Source organism: Mucilaginibacter sp., from assembly GCF_025362475.1.
Classification (GTDB): Bacteria; Bacteroidota; Bacteroidia; order Sphingobacteriales; family Sphingobacteriaceae; genus Mucilaginibacter.
Map to the genome: position 1 here is coordinate 317,924 of NZ_JANYGH010000058.1, position 21,311 is coordinate 339,234.

Below are 21,311 nucleotides of genomic sequence, written 5' to 3' on the forward strand. Positions count from 1 at the left end.
ACGAATAACCTATTAGCAAACGTTACTTATTGGCAAATTGATATTTCGATGCTGTTAAATTGACAATTTTTTTTTAATACTGCAACCTATAATGACACTCCACGCTTCCATGGTATAAAATCATCCTGACCAAGCTTTACTGATTTCGGCTCTGCCTCACCGCTGGCAACCTGGATAACGTAATTTAAAATCCGCTCGCCTGCCTGCTGAATGGTTTCATCACCCTCGATGATGGTACCACAGTTGATATCAATAATATCGGGCATCCGCTCAAACATCACCGTATTGGTTGAAAGCTTAATCACCGGGGTAATCGGGTTGCCTGTTGGGGTACCCAAACCTGTGGTAAATAGTACGATGTTGGCGCCAGAACCCACTTCGGCTGTGGTACTTTCCACATCACTGCCGGGGGTACATAACAGGTTCAACCCGGGTTTAGTTACCTTTTCAGGATAATCTAATACGGCGGTTACCGGCGATGTGCCGCCTTTTTTGGCAGCTCCGGCAGATTTTATGGCATCAGTGATCAACCCATCCCGAACATTACCCGGCGAAGGATTGGCATAAAAGCCCGATCCATCAGCCTCTGCGCGGGCGTTATACGTGGTCATTAAGTGCATAAAACGATTGGCCGTTTCCTCATCGGCACAACGATCACTCAGTTCCTGCTCCACGCCACACAACTCCGGAAACTCGGCTAAAATTACCGAACCACCCATCGTCACCAACATATCTGACACATAGCCCAAAGCAGGATTTGCCGAAATACCCGAAAAACCATCAGAGCCGCCGCACTCCAGACCAATACACAATTTTGAAAGTGATGCAGGCTGGCGTTGGGTTTGGTTTGCCTGTACAAGCCCGGCAAATGTTTGCTTAAGGGCTTGCTGTAATAATTCGGTTTCGGTACCTACTTTTTGCTGCTCCAGCACTACCATTGGCTTATTGAAAGCAGGATCGCGCTTGGCGATCTCAGCCTGCAATATGCTCACCTGCGCATGTTGGCAGCCCAAACTCAACACAGTAGCACCCGCAACATTTGGATGGGTTATGTAGCCGGCTATCAATCCGCATAGTGCATCAGAATCATCCTTAGTACCGCCACAGCCCATACTGTGATTTAAAAATTTTATCCCGTCGATATTTTTGAACAACCGCTTGGAGTTTTGTTTATCGATACTTGCCTGGAAATCGGCATTCAATATTTCTTCAACTGATTTTCCCGCCTGGTAAAGCTCCATCAACTGCTCAACATCACCTTCGTAACTTTTGGCTTTCTTGTAGCCCAGCTTATCAACCAGTGCTTCTTTTAATACCTGGATGTTACGATTTTCGCAAAACACAAGCGGTACTACTATCCAGTAATTGGCCGTACCAACAGAACCATCTGTACGATGGTAGCCCATAAAGCTTTTGCCTTCAAAATTACTTGTATCTGGCTGATGCCAGTTCAATTTGCGTTCGCCTAAACGATAGCTATCAGAAGCATGATGTACATTTGCAGTGGTTAGTACGCCACCTTTTGGTATGGTACTGGTTGCTTTGCCAACCAATACACCATACATATATATTTCGGCACCTTGCACTAATTCATTTATAGCAAACTTATGCTTGGCCGCTACACGATCAACGAGCGGAAAAGTTGATCCCCCAAAATTTATCTCGGTTCCCTGCTCCAGGTTTTGCAGGGCTACCAGCACATTATCATGTGGGTGGATCCTTAAATATGTTTCTTTTTGCGACATTATATCAAATTCCTTTGTCTATATTCTTATGTTAGTCATTGAGGGTTAATTCAATAACCGGTATTTCATAATTTGGCTTTTTAGCCGGAAGAGTAACTTCCAGATCATCCGCACCCGATGTTTTGTATAACAACTCGGAGTGATCATTTAAAAACTGTGCATACTTCACTTTTCCGTTGTAGCCGGGCAAAATTAGTTTACCTTTTGGATAATCAAACAGCTGCACATATAAATGCTTGGTTGCCTTGTTATAGGTAAGTTTGGTACCTTCTGGTATTTTATAGGTATCGGGGGCGTAGGTACAGTTATAAATTGATTTATCATTGGCATGCATCCAATGGCTCAGGCTATCCAGCGCACTTGTAGCCCGGTAATCAAATTCGCCGCGGGCTGTTGGGCCAACATTCAGGATCAGGTTACCGCCATTACTTACCGAAGTAATCAACAGATCAAGCAATTGGCGATGTGTTTTCCAGGTATCTTCATCGCGGTAATATCCCCATGAGCCCGAAAATGTTTGGCAGGTTTCCCAGGTTTTGCCACGATATTTAGCCAATTCGGCAGTGCTTACCTGCTCTGGTGTTTCAAAATCGGCACCGTCTTTATATTCTTCCAGGTTAAGGCGGTTATCTACAATAATACCCGGCTGTAATTTCCTGATGAGTTTTAACAATTCAACAGAACCCCATTCGTCTTTACCCTTGCCATGTCCATCTTTACGGGGGAAAGAAAAATCCAACCAAAGAATATCAATCTTTCCATAGTTTGTAAGTAGCTCGGTGATCTGGTTGCGCATATATTGCCTGTATTTGGCCATATCCCTATTCTTGTTCAACTTAGCATAGGAAGCATCGCTTTTATCAGCAGGTGATTGCGGGTGAATCTCATCAATGGTATAATCAGGATGGTGCCAGTCTAACAAAGAATAATAAAAACCAACTTTTAGTCCCTGCCCTCTGAAGGCATTTACATACTCGCGCACCAAATCGCGTTTGGCTTTGGTGTTTGGCGCTTTATAATCTGTAAACTTTGAATCGAAAAGGCAAAAACCTTCATGATGTTTTGTGGTAAGTACCGCGTATTTCATACCAGCAGCTTTAGCCTGGCGGGCCCATTTCTGCGGATCAAAATAATCAGGGTTAAACTGGTCGAAATATTTTTGATATCCTGCATTATCAATTTTCTCGTTATGCTTTACCCATTCATGCCTCGCAGCTCCAGAATATATGCCCCAGTGAATAAACATACCAAAGCGGCTGTCTTTCCACCACTCCATACGTTTATCTTTTTGGGCGTCGGTTTCATTACCTATCATTTTTTGGGCCGATACCGACGATGCGGTTATAAGCACCAGCATCGCTAATAATTGAAGTTTTTTAAGCATGAGATGTGTATGTTTAGTTTTGTAATTGGCAATAATTTACAGCGCGAATATTTTATCCATTAAAACCCACTTTTCGCCTTTTAGGGCGCCTTTTACAGGTTGTTGATACTTCCACATCAGGGCTTCCCATTCCTGCACTTTAGCGTTGGCAGCATCGGCAGCAGCCTTTTTTTCAAAGCTAAAACTGTCATCTGTCTCCATGATCATGAACAATCGTACGTCAAAACGATAAATTTCCATGTTAGTGATACCGTAATCGGTGATGCTTTTATGAATTTCGGGCCAGATGGCTTCGTGGTATTTTTCATATTCGGCAATCAAGCTGTCATCGTCAACCAAATCAAGCGTTAAACAATATCTGTGACCCATAATTTTAGAAGCATTACATTGGTAATACAAAGAAATAAAGTTTGCAGTTAAATAATTAGCAGAAAATGGTCAAAACATTCAGCTTTTTTGGCATACAGCCTCATGCAACCCTCTCCTTTGGCGATGGCTTGGCATCGTTATCTTAAAAGATAAAATCCGGGGCACACAGAAGAGGGGAATGACGTGTTAAAAGATTTGTCGTCCTGAACGGAGTGAAGGATCTAATAGCAGACTATACAGGGCGAAGAAGCATGGCGAATAGTAGACCTTCACTCCGTTCAGGATGACAAAAAGTTTTTTTTGCAAAAAAAGTCACAGGTAGTTATCAAATTTAGGTAAACTCTGAAAGAGAAATGACCTTTTAAAAAGTTTGTCATGAAACGCAGTGAAGGATGACAATTTTTTTTTGTAAAAAACGTCATAGGTGGGTATAGCGGTTAATAGATGCTTCACTCCGTTCCAGCATGACAAAAGAGAAAATACTCATTACGGATTTTTGGTAAACTCCTTCTGGTACATCAGCGGGCTTTTGCCGGTTACCAGCTTAAAATGTTTGTGGAAGGTTGAAAAATTATTAAACCCGCTATCGTAACATAACTGCTTGATGTTGAGCTTATCTTCTATCAGTAGTTTACAGGCATGGCCTACTTTAATTTCAATAATAAATTGCGAAAATGTTTTACGGGTTTTTGATTTAAAATACCGGCAAAAAGAATTTGAGCTTACGCCCGCTATTTCGGCTATCTCATCCAGGTAAATCTTTTTCCTGAAATTCTGCATCGAGTATTCATAAATATTGTTCAAACGGTCGTTCTCAGAATCGTTATGATCATATTTAAAACCGATGGATGCCAGGTAGTTTGAAGGTAAGCTGGTAGCAATTGCATTTAACGCCTTTAGCAGCATAATAATTCGCTCCGCTCCATCTGTACTTAACATAGCCGCCATTTGGTTGGATACCCGCTCCTTGGTTCCCCCCATTATTTGCAAACCCCTTTTCGATTTTTCCAGCAATACCTTTATCAGCTTATTTTCTGGCAATTGTAAAAACTGTTCGCCCCAGAAATTTTCGCAAAAATGCACTACAAAAACTTCAACCCCTGCACCTTCATCCTGGTTAAAGTACGTATCATCAAAGCGCCAGTAATGCGGCAGGTTTGAGCCCACCAAAACCATATCGCCGGCCTTAAATTGCTTAATGCTATCGCCTATAAACTGTGTACCATTTCCCTTTTTTAAATAAATAAGTTCCAATTCCGGATGGCAATGCCAGCGGTTATTAATATCGGGTAATACATCGTACCTAACACTAAATGAATGTGCCGGGCCCGAAGAAACTTTTAGCAGCAGAGGTTTCATTCAGCTTAATTTACAATTGATAGGGTAAATGTAATTAATATTTGTAAAAAAAGCTGATTACATTACAATTCACCCGCTTAAAAAAGGGCTTATCATCTTTTTTTGATATCAAATAATATATTTGATACCTTGCTGCCCAATTAAACCTTATCTCTCTCAAAATGAACTATTTTTTCAAATTACTGCTGATAGCAGCATTAATTACGCCACTTTTTACTTTTGCACAAAGCAATTACAAACCTGGTTTTGTTGTTACTACCAAAGGCGATACACTGCAGGGTTTCATAAATATTAAAGAATGGAACGTAAATCCTAAAAAAATCAGTTTCAAAATATCCCGGGACAACAAGGAAAGCAGGGACTTTGGCACAAATGATATTACTTTTTTTAAAGCCACAAATTTAGAAACCTACCAGAGATATATTGGGTTATTAAATACCGATCCCACCAATATCTCCAGCCTCTCAAACGGCAGAAATACGGATACAAAAACTGACTCGGTGTTTCTAAAGGTCATTCAAAAGGGATCCAATATTACTTTATTTGAATATGCCGACGATTTGAAGAACCATTATTTTGTTGCCGAAGGCAAAGATGGACTGCCCGTTGAACTGGTTTACCGCGTTTATAAAAACGATGGCAAAACCGTAAACGAAAATGGTTATATGCAGCAATTATTTACCTTATCAGAAAAATATAACGGCAATGATGCTTTAAAAACACGCATAGAAAGAACGGATTATAATTTTACCGACCTGGTTGAAACTGCACGACTAATTAACCATAACGATAAAAAAGATGATGAATCAACAACCGGCAAAAAACAAGGAACTTTCTTATTTGCATCAGCAGGATTAAACATAAGTACAATGAGTTCAAATTTTGCCTTTGACGATTTTAAATCAAACGACGGTAGCTCAACACCAACATCCTTTTTTCCGAGGATTGCAATTGGGGCAAACGTATTGGCAAACCCCAACACAGGCAAACTGGTTTTCAGAGCGCAACTGGCTTACACCGCTAATAAATATAAAGGAACCAAGGCGTACAGCGATGGAGGCACGCGAACCTTTCCATTAACACAAAACAACATTTCTATAATTCCCCAAATCTTGTACAACTTTTATAACACCGATAGCTTTAAACTTTATGGGGCTGCCGGCACATCATTCAATATATCAAACTATAGCGGCAATAAGTATATTTTTAAAAATGGAAACATAACTAAGGAAGTTGACGGAATTATTGTACAATCCAGATGGTTCTCATTCCCCTTAAATATTGGCGCCGTTATCAGCAAAAAGTTTGATATCTCAGCGGCTTACATTCCTAATGCCATCTTCACCAGATACAATAACGACTACGTACAAGTAAGCGCTGTGCAAATAGGCATTAATTATATATTTAATTAAAAATAGCCTAATCAACTAAACCTTCTCACATGAAACTTTTTTTCAAACTATTATCGGCGGCCTTGCTGTCGCCACTTTTTACGCTTGCACAAAGCAATTACAAACCTGCATACGTAGTTACCATTAAAGGCGACACTTTAAAAGGCGAGATCAACCAAAAAGAATGGTTTGGTAACCCGCGCACTATAGAGTTTAAAAATTCGGCAGGCGTTAAAAATTATACGGTTGATAATATTCGTTTTTTTGAATTACTTAATTCGGTAAGCTATCAGCGATATGCGGGACCAATTAGTATAGATGAAACCAACACTGCAAAACTTTCAAATGGTAAAGATTCAACCACAAAACAGGATATCGTATTTTTAAAAATAGAGCAGAAAGGCGCTAATGTAACCCTGTATTCATACGTCGACGCTATAAAAACGAGGTTTTTTATAACTGAAAACAAACCGGATAATATTACCGAACTGGTTTACAGGATATATTTTTTACCAGATCACGGAGTTCAAACGCGCAGCGAAAATATTTTTATACCTCAGCTGTATGACATGGCAACTAAATATAATCCCTCGTCAGAACGTTTGAAACGTGAAATTGAGAGCGCAACCTATAGTTCTACAGACCTCAAAAGTATTTCGCAAAAAATAAACAAAATGGTGGCGGATAAAAAAAACTATGGAGGAAAAACCTCATGGAAACTTTTTGCCGGCGTAGGTGTCAACTCCACATCGTTTAAACACAGCGGAACTTTTTCATTTTTTAATGTACAGGATCACACCTCGGTTTTCCCTACGCTATCATTAGGTGTTAATGTAACTCCTAATCCTAATGTTGGCAAACTGGTGGTAAGGGGCGAAATACAGGCTACAGGGGCTACTTATAAAAGCATTGTTGACAGGTATATTAATGACCCTGCTTATAAAGCTGAATACAAAATTAACCAGTTCATTATTATTTTAACGCCACAGGTTATATACAATATCTACAATACAAATGCCTTTAAATTTTATGTTGACGGTGGATTAGCTATCAACATCGCTAAAGACTCCGGCAATTCGCTTTATAATCCCAAACTTGACAAAACAGATGAAAACTATCTTTCTCTGGCTAATAACTGGTTTAACTTTCCTATAAAGTTAGGCATCGTACTAAATAAAAAGATAGATATATGGGCATCGTACACTACACCGGCATCAATTACCAATAGTCGTAGTTATTCAATAGATGCCACCAGTGTAAAGGCAGGCATCAATTATCAGTTTTAAAAAAATAAAGCGTCCCGGTATCTCACCCCCGGGACGCTCAGTTATTGCTTAAATCAATAACATCAACTAAATCCAGATCACAACCTCATGTTTGATCTTTTCTCTCCATCTTTCTCAGGGATGGCAAGATTTTAAATATCTATTAAAAATCCCCCTACATTAAAACGGAGGAGGACCGCCTGGACCGCCACCGCCCGGAGGAGGGCCACCACCCGGGCCACCCATACTTGGTTTTTTGCCCGCAAATTTCTGTAACTTAAGCGTAAAGCTTAACAAATAGTATCTTCCTAATCTGTTGCTGCTGGTTTGCGTTGCGTAACTACCGCTCTGGGTACTGGTATAACCTGTATTTTGGTTAAACACATCCATTGCCGATAAACGAATAGTACCCATATTCCCCTTTAAAAAGCGGCGTTCCACATAGGTATTCAATATATTGGGGTTAGTTGCTCCCTTATAACCGTAATACAGTACTTTTGAATAATCGTAACTAAGGGTCCAGTCTTTCCAAAAATAGTTTTTACCATTGATGCCCAGGTTTAACGAACTGAAATTATTGTTAATATTAGCCAGCGTAAGCGAATTATTTGATTTGTTTACACTATAAGTAGTACTGGCTTCCGCATCGATGACATTTTCAATACTTACACGAAACTTTACCCCTTGGGATAGTACCAGGTTTTTAGCTATATTTTTTTGTGTTGTCATTAAATAACTTGCCGAATCAACATTACTGATATAAGAGATGTTATTGTTGTAAGCAATGTTGCCTATAAAGAATAAATTATATTTTCTTTTTTCCCAGGGTTTGGCAAACACATAAAACCCCTGTGCCGAATAATAGCCATCGGCATTTAAATATTGGGTTAAAATACTACCTGCCAGTTTACTGTTTGGCGCATAGTTTTTGGGATAAGTGATGCTATTGGCTACAATTTTATTATCGGTAGCAGTAAACGATAAATTGCTAAAAAACACATTTCCAGTCTCGAAGTTGAACTTATTATACTTTATAGATAGGTTGTTATTAAACTCCGGTTTCAAATCGGGATTACCCTCAACCGGATATGACGCGTTGCTGAAATCAGTAACTGGCTGCAACTCGGTATAGGTTGGCTGACTGCTGCTGCCATTATAGTTGAAGCTTAATGATTGATTGCGCGAAAAGTTGTAGATAAACCTGGCATTGGGTGCAAAATTAAAGGTATGATTATCTGTTGGCTCGCTTGCCGCACTCATTAATGATCGGCCGCGCAATATGGTAGGCTGAGCTACTACTCCCAAAGTGTAGTTGTATTTTTTATCGATATAACGAAAGTTTAAGCCAAAGCGATTGGTAATAAAAGTAGATGTGTAATTGTTACTCAATAAATCATATTGGTTTCTGGTTATGCCATCAACGTTAAGGGTATCTGTCAATTTATCGGCAGTGGTATAGGCATAATGATAGGCATAGGTAAGTTCAAGGTATCCTTTTTTACTTACCGGCTCCAAAAACGAAACACTGGTACCCACACTATCGGTGCGGCTGTTGGTATTAATAAACTGGTTTAAAGGCGCGTTTGCCGCTCCATCAATATAAGTGTAAACCGGGTTTTGAAATTTATCGATACGGTATGAGCCCGCCCCTACATTGATGCTAAAATTACGGCCGCGTTTGCTAAAACGATGGTTAAATAAAACGTTTGCTCCATAATTGGGCTCGGTTTGATTGCTCATGGTATTAAAGTTATAGTTTGATACCGTTTCGGAATTATTAACCAAAAGGCTGCTGCCTAATTGTGTGGTATTTACCCTTGCATAAGCAAATGATGGTGTAATTTTGATGTAATTAACTGTATCTGGCTTATACTCAATATTGAAATTGAACCTATGGTTAAGCTTTTCGTCGGTTTGGGTATTGTTATTGGTATTGGTGCTTGGGTTTGTTGCCGATATGTTGTTTTGAATAGTATTGCTTATTGTAAATACCGAGTTGTTGGCGAAACTATAGCTACCATAAGCGGTAACTTTTTTACCCCAGCTATCACGATAATTAAATCCGAATGAGCGGGCGGTTGTTATGCCATTAGCATTACTGTTATTTCCCCCCGGCGGGCCACCCGGACCGCCGCCCCTTGGCCCACCCCCACCAAAGCTGAACAGGTTGGTATTGGTGTTATTTAAATTGCCCAAAAAAGCAAGCTGCCTGTCGCCACTAAAACTAAATACATTGGCCGATGCCACAAAGCGGTCTCCCTCCTTACTATTTGCTATACCCGGTATGGCATCCCTGCCCCCGCCTAAACTGGCCTGCCCAAAATATCCGTAATTTTTACTTTGCTTAATGGTAATGTTTAATATCTTTTCGGGTTCACCGCTTTTCACTCCTGTTAAATTTGCCTGGTCGCCGTAATCATCAATAAGCTGTATGTTTTGTACAATATCTGCCGGCAAATTCTTAGTAGCCGATTTTACATCGCCCCCAAAAAAGTCTTTGCCATTCACCCTTACCTTGGTTACGCTTTTACCCTGCGCGGTGATGTTGCCATCTTTATCTATATCCACACCCGGCAATTTCTTTATTACATCTTCAACCGGGGCATTGTCACGCACCTTGTATGCGCTTGCATTAAATTCCACGGTATCCTCTTTTAGTTTTACGGGATTTACGTCAGCAATAGTTACCGTATTAAGCATGTATGTATCATTTTTTAAAATGACGGGATTAAGTACCGCCGGCGTATTGGCCTTATCTAAAATAAACCGGCGCTTTAATGGCTGGTAGCCAATAGAGTTTAAAACCAGACTAAACTGGTTAACTTTTACATTGTTAAATGTAAATCCGCCTTTATTATCGGTTATTACCATACTGCTGTCAGTTGCCGTTAAAAGCTTAACAGTAGTACCAGCCAGGGTTACCCCGGTTGAGTCTTTTACAATACCGGTAACCTGCCTGCCCGTTTGGGCAAAGGTGCTAAGGCTTATTAGTGATGAGGCTATTAAAAGGCAGATAAATTTCATTGTATGGGCTTATTGAACAGCCACAAAACAATAGCATCAGCATCGTTATAAAAAACAGAATAGACGGGGGCTATATAAACGTAGACAAAAGCATGCTTTTTCCCCTATAAAGCCCTGTATTTAAGTAATGGATGCTCTGCAATCAGTTTCAACGGGAAATTCCATCCATCTATCGGTAAATTTTGTCTCTTCGGCGATTATGATTGCATTGCATTCATATTGATTTGTAATATTGAAGGGATTTTTGAAAAAGGGACTATCAGGCAACGGAATTTTGAAAATTGGCCAAAGGATAAAACACGATTGAACGTGCTTGATAACACGGCTTTCAAAAATGCGATGGATCTTTTGCCTGCCTAATTTTGTAAATCCCCTTCTTTTATCTAAAAATTCTTTGTTCCGTTGTCTATTCGTCCTTTGTATAATAATTAATTAAATTTATCGGCTACAGCCAGTAATTAACCTGCTAAATGAGTCTTAAATCAAAAAGTAATACTATTACTATCCTTATCCATATATTAACCTGGGTGGTACTGGGTTTCTCGTTGTTTTTGTACCAGCCGCTTACATGGGATATTGTGTTGCCCTACCAATTCTGGATAAAACAGGCCTTGATCATTATTATGCTGGTAGCTTCATTTTATGTCAACTCTATTGTACTTGTACCTGCATACCTATTAAAAAATCGCACAGGAATGTACTTTGTGTTTGTAATTGTCCTCATTGCAACGGTACTTGTATTGAACAACTTTTTTGATCGTTCGCTCAATATGCACCAATTGATGGATACTGCTATTCACAAACACGGGCAACCGAGGCATGGCGATAAAAATCGCATTTTTGACTATGCAATTATCTTTATAATGGCACTGGTGTTGGGCATAAGTACCAGCATAACAGCCATACAAAAATGGCAAAGCGATATCAGGCTGCGCGAAGCTTTGGAGCAGGACAAGATCAGTTCGGAGTTATCGTTCCTGAAAGCACAGATCAACCCGCATTTCTTCTTCAATACGCTGAACAACATTTATGCCTTAACACATATTAATGCCGAAACATCCCGCAAGGCAATACACCAGCTTTCGCGCATGATGCGGTACGTATTGTATGATACCCAGCACGGCACCGCTTTGCTGAGCCAGGAGATAGCCTTTATAAAAGATTATATAAACCTTATGGAGCTAAGGCTAACTGATAAGGTAACAGTAACCTTCAATTCGCCCACTACTGTAAACGATATGACTGTTGCCCCCATGATATTTTTACCGTTTGTTGAAAACGCTTTTAAACATGGCATCAGCGCCACATTGCCCAGTAGCATACTCATCAGCGTTGAACAGCACGCCGAAAAGCTGGAATTACGTGTAGAGAACAGCATCTATAAAGACAATAACACCAACCTGGAAGAAAACAAGGGTATTGGTCTTACTAATACCATCCGCAGGCTTGATTTGCTTTATGCCGGTAAATACACGCTGGATCTTAAGGAGGATACTACCGCTAATAATTATAAAGTTCACCTAACCCTCAACCTGTCATGATATTAAATTGCATAGCCGTTGATGACGAGCCGTTGGCCCTTGGCCTGGTTTGTGCCTTTATTGAGCAAACACCTTTTTTAAAACTTACGGGCAGGTACAGCAGCGCGGTTGAGGCGCTGGTTGGCTTACAGGATCAAAAGGTTGATCTTATTTTCCTGGATATACAAATGCCCAATTTGAACGGCATCGAGCTGGCGCGTGTGTTGGATAGTCGCGGCGCCAACAAACCCCGCATTATTTTCACCACGGCATATAATCAGTTTGCGCTGGAGGGATACAAGGTTGATGCATTGGATTACCTGCTTAAACCCTTTAATTATGAAGAGTTTTTGCACGCGGCAAATAAAGCGCTAACGTATGTTGAATTATTACAGCGATCAACCAATGTTACACCTGCACCCGCAGCAGCCGCGGAACACCGTATTGAAGACGATTACCTGTTTTTAAAGATTGAATATCAACTGGTGCGCATAGCGCTTAAAGATATATTATACATTGAGGGCTTAAAAGATTATGTAAAAGTATATCTGCAGGATATAGAAAAGCCCTTACTTTCGCTCACCAGCCTAAAAGCGCTGGAAGAAAAACTACCTGCAAAACGCTTTATGCGGGTGCACCGCTCCTTCATCGTATCGTTAGATAAGATTAACTCAATCACCCGTAATGCCCTCCAAATTGGAAAGGTGAACATAACCGTTGGCGATCAGTATAAAGAAGCCTTTGGCGTATTTTTAAGTAAGTGGGTGTAAATAGAATTTTTCTGAACCGGCATTAAACCGATTACTCAGATTACAGGATTTTCGCATTTTTAAGCATCTCGTGTCCTCTTTCATATGATAGGATATGCAAAATATTGCGTCACATAAAAAGGAAATCCTGCCTATCCCTTAATCCCCTAAATCCCGGTCCGGACAACATCGTTTTGCAATTTTTTCCCCTGCCATTCAACAATTAAATAATAATCCCTAATTTTATTTCATGCAAGAGGTAACCGTATCCTGGCTTAAATCGCTCGAGGCTTTAATAAATGTCCCGGATGATCAGCTGCAATGGCTGATAGATAGTTGTGAATATCACGTATATGAAAATGGCACCATGTTAAATGAGCCTGGAAAGCCAATGACAGGGCCACATATTATCATTGAAGGTAGTATGCGTTTTTATATGCTGCAAAGCAGGGGGCGCAGGGATTTTGTGAATGTTGGCCCAGGTAGTATTACAGGCTATCTGCCTTTCTCCCGTGGTTTAATTTCAAAAGGCTATGCAGAAGCTATAGGCGAGCTGCATGTACTCAGTTTCCCTACCGAGCGGATAAATGAAATGATAAAAGGTCATTTTGAGCTTACCCAGGCGCTGGTACATATCATGACTACCCGTGTACGTGATTTTACTGCACTACAACAGCAAAACGAAAAAATGATGGCTTTAGGCAAGCTATCAGCCGGCCTTGCGCATGAGCTTAATAACCCGGCATCGGCCATTGTACGTGATTCTATTTCTTTAAGCAAACACCTGCGTTTAGTACCGCAAAACCTTAAAAGCATGTTCGCCATTAAAATGGACTCTGAACAGGTTGATGGGGTAACCAACGAATTATTTAAGGTATTATCAAACAAAGGTACAGCCCGCTTAAGCCTTAAACAACGCACCCAGCTTGAAGATGAAATAAACGATTGGCTCGATGACAACGAAATTGAAAACGGTTACGATATTGCAGAAAGTTTTGTTGATTTTAAATTTAACGCCGATAGCCTCGAGACTTTAAAAAAACATATCCCTAAAGAGTTTTTATCAACCATTATCAACTGGATAAGCAGTAAACTGGTAGCCGAAAAAATGATAGAGGATATCCAGGAATCATCAAAGCGAATAGCCGAACTGGTGAGTTCTGTTAAAACCTTTACCCACATGGACAGGGGCCAGGACAAACAGTATGCCGATATCCACATTGGCATTACCAACACGCTTACCATGCTGGGTTACAAAATAAGAAAAGGAAATATAACCGTTGTTGAAGATTTTGACCGAACTTTGCCTGAAGTTAAGGCGTTGATAGGCGAACTTAACCAGGTATGGACAAACCTCATAGATAATGCCCTTGACGCCATGGAACCGGCAGGCAAAGGTACGTTGACTATCAAAACCCGCCGCGACCGCGAATTTGTGGAGGTTTTTATAATTGATGATGGCCTGGGCATTCCCGAAGATATCCAGGGCCAGGTCTTTGATCCGTTTTTTACTACTAAAGATATGGGCAAAGGTACCGGGATGGGGCTTGAGGTAGTACAACGAATAGTAAAACAGCACCGTGGCTCTATCAAAGTAAAATCAAAGCCCGGGTGCACCGAATTTAGTGTTTGCTTCCTCATTGATGGATAGCAACACTTTTCAAGAATAAAAATTTTAAATTACCTGTAGCAATCCACCATGAGTAAACCAATAATATTTTCAATTGATGATGATCCGCAGGTACTCCGGTCAATCAGCCGCGATCTCAGATCGCAATACGGTAAAGAGTACAAAATACTGAGTACAACATCGGCAAATGAAGCGTTTGAAAGCCTTACCGAGCTAAAAAGTGGCTCGGATGTGGTAGCCCTGTTCCTATGCGACCAGCGCATGCCCGAAATGGAAGGTGTTAAATTTTTAGAGAAAGCAAAAAAAATATTCCCTGATGCTAAGCGCGTACTGCTTACCGCCTACTCAGATACCGAAGCCGCCATTAAAGCTATTAATGATGTGCAGCTTGATTACTACCTCATGAAGCCATGGGATCCGCCAGAGGAAAAACTTTTCCCGGTAATAAATGATCTGCTTGACGACTGGCAAAACAATTATATTCCTGAGTTTGTGGGTGTAAAAGTAATAGGCTATCAATTTTCACCACAATCACACGTGATCAAAGATTATTTGGCCGGTAACCTGATACCCTACCGCTGGTTAGATATTGAGAGGAACGTTGATGCAGGTAGTTTATTAGCGCTCAATAGCCTTACAACAGATTGCCTCCCAACCGTTTTTTTTGAAGATGGAAGCTTTTTAGAAAAACCATCAATACAAGGCATAGCAGCAAAACTTGATAAAAACCCGCAAACCCTTACCGATGTTTACGATGTGGTAATTATTGGAGCCGGGCCGGCTGGGCTTGCCGCTGCTGTTTACGGCGCATCCGAAGGATTAAAGACCTTACTGATTGAACGTAAAGCACCTGGTGGACAAGCAGGCACCAGTTCGCGTATAGAAAACTATCTTGGGTTTCCGGCAGGTTTAAGCGGTGCCGATTTAACCCGCCGTGCTATTAGCCAGGCGATGCGTTTAGGCGCCGAATTTTTGTCGCCGCAATCTGTTAGCGATATCAAACAAAAGGATGGTTATAAAACCATTATTTTGGATGATGGTCCCGAGATCATCAGCCGTACTGTAGTAATCACAACCGGCGTTGATTACCGCAAACTGGAAGTTAAAGGGGTTGAAAACTTTACCGGAGCGGGCATTTATTATGGCGCCGCAACTACCGAAGCATCGGCATGTACTGGTAAAAATGTCTATGTTATTGGCGGAGGAAATTCTGCTGGCCAGGCGGCTATGCACCTGTCAAAATATGCCGATAAGGTACATATAGTCATCCGTCGGGAAGACCTGGTGCCAACCATGTCGGCCTACCTGATAACCCAGATAAGTGAAACACCCAATATAGAAATTGTACCCGACACCGAAATTATAGAGGCGCACGGAAGTAACTGTCTGGAAAAATTGACTTTAAAAAACTGCAAAACACAGGAAACAGTTACTAACAAAGCCGCAGCCTTATACATATTTATTGGTGCCAAACCCTATACCGATTGGATAAAACTCGACATTATTAAAAACAACAAAGATTTTATTGAAACCGGCCGTGAGTTGCGCAGCTATGAAAACTTCAACAAAATATGGAAGCTTAAAAGAGATCCATTTTTATTGGAAACCAGCTGTTCTGGCATATTTGCTGCGGGCGATGTTCGTGCGGGGGCAATGAACCGGGTAGCATCTGCCGTAGGCGAAGGCTCTATGGCTATTAGTTTTGTACACAAATATTTAGCTGAAGTTTAAATTTATGCAAGAGGATGAAATTTGCCCGCACCTGGAGGCTGTTATCGATATAAAACAGCCACAGGATTATGTATGTGAGGAATGCATGAAAACACATTCATCGTGGATGCACCTGCGTACCTGCCAAACCTGCGGTGTAACGCTTTGCTGCGATAGTTCGCCCAATACCCACATGACCAAACATTTTGAAGCCACAGGCCACCCGGTAGTAATCTCTGCCGAACCTGGCGAGCGGTGGTTATGGTGCTACGTGGATGAACTGGTGGTGGAATATTGATTCAGATGTGTAGATTTCAGATTACAAATGTGCAGATGATAGCTTGCAGATTTCAGATGTGTAGATTTCAGATTACAAATGTGCAGATGATCGCCGGAAGCAGATGTGCAAATTTCAAATTTCAGATGTGCAAATGATAGCTGGAAAAAGATGTCCGAATTTTAGATTTCAAATGTGTATAAGAAAACCATCTGCACATCTGAAATCTGCACATCTGAAATCTGCACATCTGAAATCTGCACATCTGTAATTTGCACATCTAAAATCATTCTGACGCTAAATATCTATCTAAAGAAATCGGTCCCGAGCCAAGGATAATGAATATTACAAGCAGGATGAGTGCCGTAATAGATGGCCAGGCCATGGTGTTTATGGGTTCCTGAAAAATACTGGTTAAAAATACAGCGCCTAAAACAATCGGAATCTGGATAATGGACGCCAGCCTGGTATATATGCCAAGTGCTATCAGTATGCCACCAACCATGTGGGCAAAAGTTACATAGTAAACCAAAATCATCAACAATGTTGGCGATAGGTCTACTACATCCTGGTCTTCAATAAGGTGCCTTAGGTATGCTGTGTTTTGCATAAATGCAATGCCTTTTAATAGCAAAAATACGCCAAGTGCTATACGGACAAGATCAAGAATTTTAGGGTGATGAGTATCGCCCCAGTTTTCTATTTTATGAACTAAGTTCATCACAGCCTCCATTTTAAAGGTTAAAATTGGTTTAGTTAACAGCCGTTTTATTGGGTTAAAAAGAACTGTTTACTTCATATAAATATAGTAATAAACCTGTTACAATTACAAATTGTTTTTTTCAGGAATATTTAAGTTACCCTTAAAATTACTGCCGGCACTATAGATCATTTTCTTTCAGCCATCCCCTCAAAGTAGTTAGGTCTTTTTGTACTGCAGCCGTAAAAGCCTCTTTGCTAATAGTTAATTTCCTTGCACCATCCTGCGCGCCGCCAAGGTCGTACTCGCAATGCAAACTTAGCGGACCATTAATTTGATATTGCTTAAGCATGGCGAAGTACTTTTTAAAGTCAACCATTCCCTCGCCCAATGGCACGCTTTTTACCTGCCATTTTCCATCCTTTTTCTCCCAGTAAAAATCCTTTACGTTGGTGGTTTTAATATGCGGGATCAGCAATTGCATTGATGTTGCCCAGGTATCGGCGCCTTCGGTAGTGGCATGCCTGATATCATATTGGCAGCCTATCAAATTGGGGTCAAGATCCTTCATCGCCAGCCAAAGATCCCAAACAGAAGCGCCAAACAGTTCGCCCGAATGATTTTGATAGGCTCCATGTATTTTATATTGTTTATTTAAGCTGGTTAAAGCAGCAAACTGAGCACTGATTACTTTTAAGTTTTCGGGGATACTGATGTTTTTATTATAATCAAACCAGGCCGTACGGTAATATTTTATCCCCAATGCAGATGCAGCTTTTAAAATATCATGTGTATATTTTTCATCTGGCGATTTGATGTTGGAGACTATTGAATATACCTTTAAACCGGCCTTCTCCACAGCCGCTACGGCCTTTGGTAAATCAACAGCTACATTTTCGGGCAACACATGTCCATCCGGCCTTACGGTAATATCTACGCCATCAAAGCCCATACCGGCAGCTAATGATGCCATATCGGTATAATTAAGCCAATGCAGATGTTTGGAAAATATGCTTACCTTAATTTTTTCTGTCGCAGATGATTGCGTTGCGGGTTGGTTATCACTTACGATCTCCGGCCCTACCCTATCCTTACCCAATGCGTTTAAGCCGAATGCCATACCGGCAGTAGCCATAGTAGCGGCAGCAATAAATTTTTTGCGACTAATAGTTTTCATAAGCTTTATAGTTGGTACCGCAATATAATAAAGCTGAATGGGATTTGTGCAGCAACGACGCTGTTACTGAGCCGATATCTTAATTAATCAAAGCCTAAATATTCTTTTTGTTTTACCTCAACAGAGCCCGAAGAATTATCACGACTGATGAGCATCACGATATGAAAAAAATCATTATCAAAAAGATAGATATTATTTACAGAATCTGCCCCCTGAAACTTCATATCCAGGCCCAGCCTTTTGGCCTGAGTTATCAGGTTGAAAATATCTTTAGTAATTGCCGAGGTATACGTAACTGTACGTAATATAGTGCCGCTGCTCAGTTTAGTACCAACACCTATCACTACAGCCTCGCCCTTATTTACCGGCCCACCCTTGTGTAAATGCTCAACTATATTGCCGCCAACATCCTGTGTGTACTCTTTCTTAAATCCCTTTGATAATACCAGGTAATTATGAGCGTCGGCATTTGAAAGGTTTACTAAATTGGTAAGGTCATTAACAGTTACACTCTGGCCAAACAAATCAACGCAGCAAAAACACGTTACCACTAAAAACAGGTATTTTTTCATTTTAATATTGTATCCAAATATACTTTTTAAAACAATTTAATCAATTACCCGGATGATAGGTTCTTTGAGCATGTTTAAGCACATCCTCTTTATAAAATAAAACATCTTTAAATTTACCATCAATGATGCCCGCCGCCTGATCGGTAAAGTTTTTCGATTCCGCATCAAATGATTGCCCGCCGGTCATGATGCTTTTTGCCTTTATCTTTGATCCAAATTCAACAGCTGCTATAAAGCTGTTGCCCGAGTAGCCGTACCGCTTCAACGTATTCATTGTACGGCTTTGAAAAGAGGGTAGCTGTCCAAATCCAGACCCGGTTAAGCCCACCGGGATACTTGGCAGCTTATCATCAAACGTGATACCATCCGCGGGGCGCTGGTATCGGTTCATATCGCCCCATTGTACCTGCCAGGTGCCAAACTTACTTTGCAGGGTTTTCAAAACAGTGGTTAAAATAGCCAATTGCTGGCTGCTGGGAGTTTGTTCGGCAAGTAATTTTATGCGCTGGGTAATAAAGGTACTTTGTTGGTCTGTTTTGGGTGGCGGAAGCAATTTCACCATCAAAGTGCCCCACTCTATGGCCAGCGCGGTGGCTACTGAATTTGCGGATGTACGTTTATCCCACTGTCGCAATATATTTATGGGCTCGGCAAGTGATTTTTTTATCGAATCGGGCGCATTATCATAAGCTTTAAATAAAGGTGGCAGCAAATCATCAAAGGCAGCCAGGTAATGATCATAGCCTTTAGCTATGAGGCCATCAAGCGTTAGGTGATCGGCATTTTTCAATATATTAATAGCTGTTATAGCACGGTAATTTTCGCCATCGGGCGCCATATAAACCGGGTACTTATTTTTATCAGGACTGCTTGCACCGGCATCTGTATATGGCGTTGAGTTACAATTCTGAATCCAGCCGGTAGCAGGATTTGTAGTTGTAATTATATCTTTAAGCTGATGAACACCCTGCCACTCTGTTGCAGAAGTACTGCCATCAACCGGCAAACTCCAATCATATTTAGGATTGCGTTTAGGAATATAGTTACCATACCAAAAAATAGTATTGCCTTTATCATCAGCATAAACTGTGCTATTGGTAGCATTTGATACAAGGTCCATCGCTTTTTTATACTCTGCAAGCGTGTTGGCTTTTGTAATTTGCCATGACTCCAGCAAGGCGTTGTATGATCTGTTATTGGCCTTTAACGCCAACCATTTACCGTCACGGCTTCCTAATACCGGACCATGATGGGTATAATACGCTGTTATTGTTCTTTGTTCAACTTTATCGCCATTTTTTATGTTAATGGCCAGTTTACGGATAGTTACCGGTTTAAGCACCCCATCGTATTCATAAAACCAGCCGCCATCTTTTTTTACCATCTTTTCTGCATAAAGGTCGGCTACATCCGCATAGCTGCTCGTGTGCATCCAGCCGCAATGCTGGTTAAATCCCTGGTAAATAAAAAACTGCCCCCAGGTAACAGCGCCATAAGCATGCAATCCTTCCTGGCTCACCAACTCCACCTCGCTGCGAAAGTAGAACGGAACATGTGGGTTGATGTAAAGTAAAGCGTGCCCCGATGCCGATTTGGATGGCGATATGGCAAAACCGTTTGACCCGGTTTCGCGTTCATTTACAAACTCATAGGCTTTTCCGGGGTGATTGGGTACAGCGCCCAGCTTTTCGCCGCCATCAGCGTAAAAATCTTTCGTTTCTTCCAGTTTAATCCCTCCCGTTTCGGTTGCAGCCACACTGCCATCGGTAAACATTAGGGCATACCATGGTTCAAAATGTTTAAATACTTTAGGTTTCACCTCGGGATGATTATACAGGTAATAGTTTATCCCATCGGCAAAGGCATCCAGCAATTTCCTGAAAGCAGGCGCACTTTTTTTATAATCCCTGATAGCATCGGCGCTGTCAGCTATCAACTGAAGCTGTATATCTATAGCGAGGCTACTTTCGCCATCAACTTCGGTTTGTTTGCCAAGCTGATAAAGATAATTGCGCTCAATGCCTTTAAAATTATCTTCGCACTGGGTATACATCAACCCAAAAACCACATCAGCATCAGTTTTGCCATAAATATGTGGCACACCATAATTATCACGAATAATGGTTACTGCATTGGCATGCACTTTAGCCCTCTGTATTGCCTCCTGGTTAAATTTCTGAGCAAATACAATGAAAGGAGAAAATATTAAAACGAAAATTAAATTATGTTTCATGGTAACAATAATTTTACCGGTGTGTCTAATCAATTAGATTGAAAATCAATAGCGAAATATTAATAATATGAAGTAAATTTGAGCTTTTAAACACAATATTCACATCACACCTACGTTTCTTTTCAATTATTCATAATTCTTTTGAAACCAGGTCTGAATATTCGCCATTATTAGGGCGCAAACACAAAGTAATAAATTTTTTGTTT

Annotated in this window: 16 protein-coding genes; 7 read left to right on the forward strand and 9 right to left on the reverse strand. The window is 40.8% G+C overall.

What is annotated here, in order from left to right; all coding sequences use genetic code 11:
- Window positions 1–86 precede the first annotated feature (86 nt).
- From Q0R88_RS20035 to Q0R88_RS20050, 4 genes are all read right to left on the reverse strand, one after another.
- Window positions 87–1,745 carry an altronate dehydratase family protein gene (locus tag Q0R88_RS20035; protein WP_295719597.1) on the reverse strand — a complete coding sequence of 553 codons (1,659 nt, stop codon included), beginning with the start codon at window positions 1,743–1,745 and terminating at the stop codon, window positions 87–89.
- Window positions 1,746–1,776: 31 nt separating this feature from the next.
- A complete protein-coding gene (locus Q0R88_RS20040) occupies window positions 1,777–3,129 on the reverse strand; it encodes an alpha-L-fucosidase (RefSeq protein WP_295719598.1) in 1,353 nt (450 codons plus the stop codon).
- A gap of 36 nt (window positions 3,130–3,165) precedes the next feature.
- Complete coding sequence (locus Q0R88_RS20045; RefSeq protein ID WP_295719601.1) at window positions 3,166–3,498, reverse strand: L-rhamnose mutarotase; 333 nt, start codon at window positions 3,496–3,498, stop codon at window positions 3,166–3,168.
- Between the two features lie 486 nt (window positions 3,499–3,984).
- Entirely contained in the window at window positions 3,985–4,857 is an 873-nt protein-coding gene (locus Q0R88_RS20050) for an AraC family transcriptional regulator (protein ID WP_295719603.1), read from the reverse strand.
- A gap of 161 nt (window positions 4,858–5,018) precedes the next feature.
- On the opposite strand from Q0R88_RS20050, the gene Q0R88_RS20055 reads away from it, so the two are divergent.
- Together Q0R88_RS20055 and Q0R88_RS20060 are read left to right on the forward strand one after the other, a co-directional pair.
- Window positions 5,019–6,269: a hypothetical protein gene (locus Q0R88_RS20055; RefSeq protein ID WP_295719605.1), complete on the forward strand. Its 1,251-nt coding sequence runs from the start codon at window positions 5,019–5,021 to the stop codon at window positions 6,267–6,269.
- Between the two features lie 29 nt (window positions 6,270–6,298).
- A complete protein-coding gene (locus tag Q0R88_RS20060) occupies window positions 6,299–7,534 on the forward strand; it encodes a hypothetical protein (protein WP_295719608.1) in 1,236 nt (411 codons plus the stop codon).
- Between the two features lie 159 nt (window positions 7,535–7,693).
- On the opposite strand, the gene Q0R88_RS20065 is transcribed toward Q0R88_RS20060, so the two are convergent.
- Window positions 7,694–10,537 (reverse strand): TonB-dependent receptor, encoded by a 2,844-nt coding sequence (locus Q0R88_RS20065; RefSeq protein ID WP_295719609.1) that lies wholly within the window; start codon window positions 10,535–10,537, stop codon window positions 7,694–7,696.
- A gap of 470 nt (window positions 10,538–11,007) precedes the next feature.
- On the opposite strand from Q0R88_RS20065, the gene Q0R88_RS20070 reads away from it, so the two are divergent.
- The 5 genes from Q0R88_RS20070 (at window position 11,008) to Q0R88_RS20090 (ending at window position 16,444) form a co-directional block, all read left to right on the forward strand.
- Window positions 11,008–12,078: a histidine kinase gene (locus Q0R88_RS20070; RefSeq protein ID WP_295719610.1), complete on the forward strand. Its 1,071-nt coding sequence runs from the start codon at window positions 11,008–11,010 to the stop codon at window positions 12,076–12,078.
- Window positions 12,075–12,827 carry a LytTR family DNA-binding domain-containing protein gene (locus tag Q0R88_RS20075; protein WP_295719612.1) on the forward strand — a complete coding sequence of 251 codons (753 nt, stop codon included), beginning with the start codon at window positions 12,075–12,077 and terminating at the stop codon, window positions 12,825–12,827. The genes Q0R88_RS20070 and Q0R88_RS20075 overlap by 4 nt, the downstream gene beginning before the upstream one ends.
- Before the next feature lie 229 nt (window positions 12,828–13,056).
- A complete protein-coding gene (locus tag Q0R88_RS20080) occupies window positions 13,057–14,457 on the forward strand; it encodes an ATP-binding protein (protein ID WP_295719615.1) in 1,401 nt (466 codons plus the stop codon).
- Window positions 14,458–14,505: 48 nt separating this feature from the next.
- Window positions 14,506–16,167 (forward strand): response regulator, encoded by a 1,662-nt coding sequence (locus Q0R88_RS20085; RefSeq protein WP_295719617.1) that lies wholly within the window; start codon window positions 14,506–14,508, stop codon window positions 16,165–16,167.
- A 4-nt stretch (window positions 16,168–16,171) separates the two neighbouring features.
- A complete protein-coding gene (locus Q0R88_RS20090) occupies window positions 16,172–16,444 on the forward strand; it encodes a UBP-type zinc finger domain-containing protein (protein ID WP_295719620.1) in 273 nt (90 codons plus the stop codon).
- Window positions 16,445–16,709: 265 nt separating this feature from the next.
- On the opposite strand, the gene Q0R88_RS20095 is transcribed toward Q0R88_RS20090, so the two are convergent.
- The 4 genes from Q0R88_RS20095 to Q0R88_RS20110 all read right to left on the reverse strand — a co-directional run bounded on the left by Q0R88_RS20095 (window position 16,710) and on the right by Q0R88_RS20110 (window position 21,105).
- Window positions 16,710–17,144 (reverse strand): DoxX family protein, encoded by a 435-nt coding sequence (locus Q0R88_RS20095; protein ID WP_295719622.1) that lies wholly within the window; start codon window positions 17,142–17,144, stop codon window positions 16,710–16,712.
- A 160-nt stretch (window positions 17,145–17,304) separates the two neighbouring features.
- Window positions 17,305–18,300: a sugar phosphate isomerase/epimerase family protein gene (locus Q0R88_RS20100; RefSeq protein ID WP_295719625.1), complete on the reverse strand. Its 996-nt coding sequence runs from the start codon at window positions 18,298–18,300 to the stop codon at window positions 17,305–17,307.
- A gap of 83 nt (window positions 18,301–18,383) precedes the next feature.
- Complete coding sequence (locus Q0R88_RS20105) at window positions 18,384–18,872, reverse strand: hypothetical protein (protein ID WP_295719628.1); 489 nt, start codon at window positions 18,870–18,872, stop codon at window positions 18,384–18,386.
- A 40-nt stretch (window positions 18,873–18,912) separates the two neighbouring features.
- Window positions 18,913–21,105: a penicillin acylase family protein gene (locus Q0R88_RS20110; RefSeq protein WP_295719631.1), complete on the reverse strand. Its 2,193-nt coding sequence runs from the start codon at window positions 21,103–21,105 to the stop codon at window positions 18,913–18,915.
- Between the last annotated feature and the right edge of the window lie 206 nt (window positions 21,106–21,311).

Coding starts and splice junctions, on each gene's coding strand:
- Q0R88_RS20035 (WP_295719597.1), bottom strand. CDS start 1,745: ATGTCGCAAAAAGAAACATATTTAAGGATCCACCCACATGATAATGTG.
- Q0R88_RS20040 (WP_295719598.1), bottom strand. CDS start 3,129: ATGCTTAAAAAACTTCAATTATTAGCGATGCTGGTGCTTATAACCGCA.
- Q0R88_RS20045 (WP_295719601.1), bottom strand. CDS start 3,498: ATGGGTCACAGATATTGTTTAACGCTTGATTTGGTTGACGATGACAGC.
- Q0R88_RS20050 (WP_295719603.1), bottom strand. CDS start 4,857: ATGAAACCTCTGCTGCTAAAAGTTTCTTCGGGCCCGGCACATTCATTT.
- Q0R88_RS20055 (WP_295719605.1), top strand. CDS start 5,019: ATGAACTATTTTTTCAAATTACTGCTGATAGCAGCATTAATTACGCCA.
- Q0R88_RS20060 (WP_295719608.1), top strand. CDS start 6,299: ATGAAACTTTTTTTCAAACTATTATCGGCGGCCTTGCTGTCGCCACTT.
- Q0R88_RS20065 (WP_295719609.1), bottom strand. CDS start 10,537: ATGAAATTTATCTGCCTTTTAATAGCCTCATCACTAATAAGCCTTAGC.
- Q0R88_RS20070 (WP_295719610.1), top strand. CDS start 11,008: ATGAGTCTTAAATCAAAAAGTAATACTATTACTATCCTTATCCATATA.
- Q0R88_RS20075 (WP_295719612.1), top strand. CDS start 12,075: ATGATATTAAATTGCATAGCCGTTGATGACGAGCCGTTGGCCCTTGGC.
- Q0R88_RS20080 (WP_295719615.1), top strand. CDS start 13,057: ATGCAAGAGGTAACCGTATCCTGGCTTAAATCGCTCGAGGCTTTAATA.
- Q0R88_RS20085 (WP_295719617.1), top strand. CDS start 14,506: ATGAGTAAACCAATAATATTTTCAATTGATGATGATCCGCAGGTACTC.
- Q0R88_RS20090 (WP_295719620.1), top strand. CDS start 16,172: ATGCAAGAGGATGAAATTTGCCCGCACCTGGAGGCTGTTATCGATATA.
- Q0R88_RS20095 (WP_295719622.1), bottom strand. CDS start 17,144: ATGAACTTAGTTCATAAAATAGAAAACTGGGGCGATACTCATCACCCT.
- Q0R88_RS20100 (WP_295719625.1), bottom strand. CDS start 18,300: ATGAAAACTATTAGTCGCAAAAAATTTATTGCTGCCGCTACTATGGCT.
- Q0R88_RS20105 (WP_295719628.1), bottom strand. CDS start 18,872: ATGAAAAAATACCTGTTTTTAGTGGTAACGTGTTTTTGCTGCGTTGAT.
- Q0R88_RS20110 (WP_295719631.1), bottom strand. CDS start 21,105: ATGAAACATAATTTAATTTTCGTTTTAATATTTTCTCCTTTCATTGTA.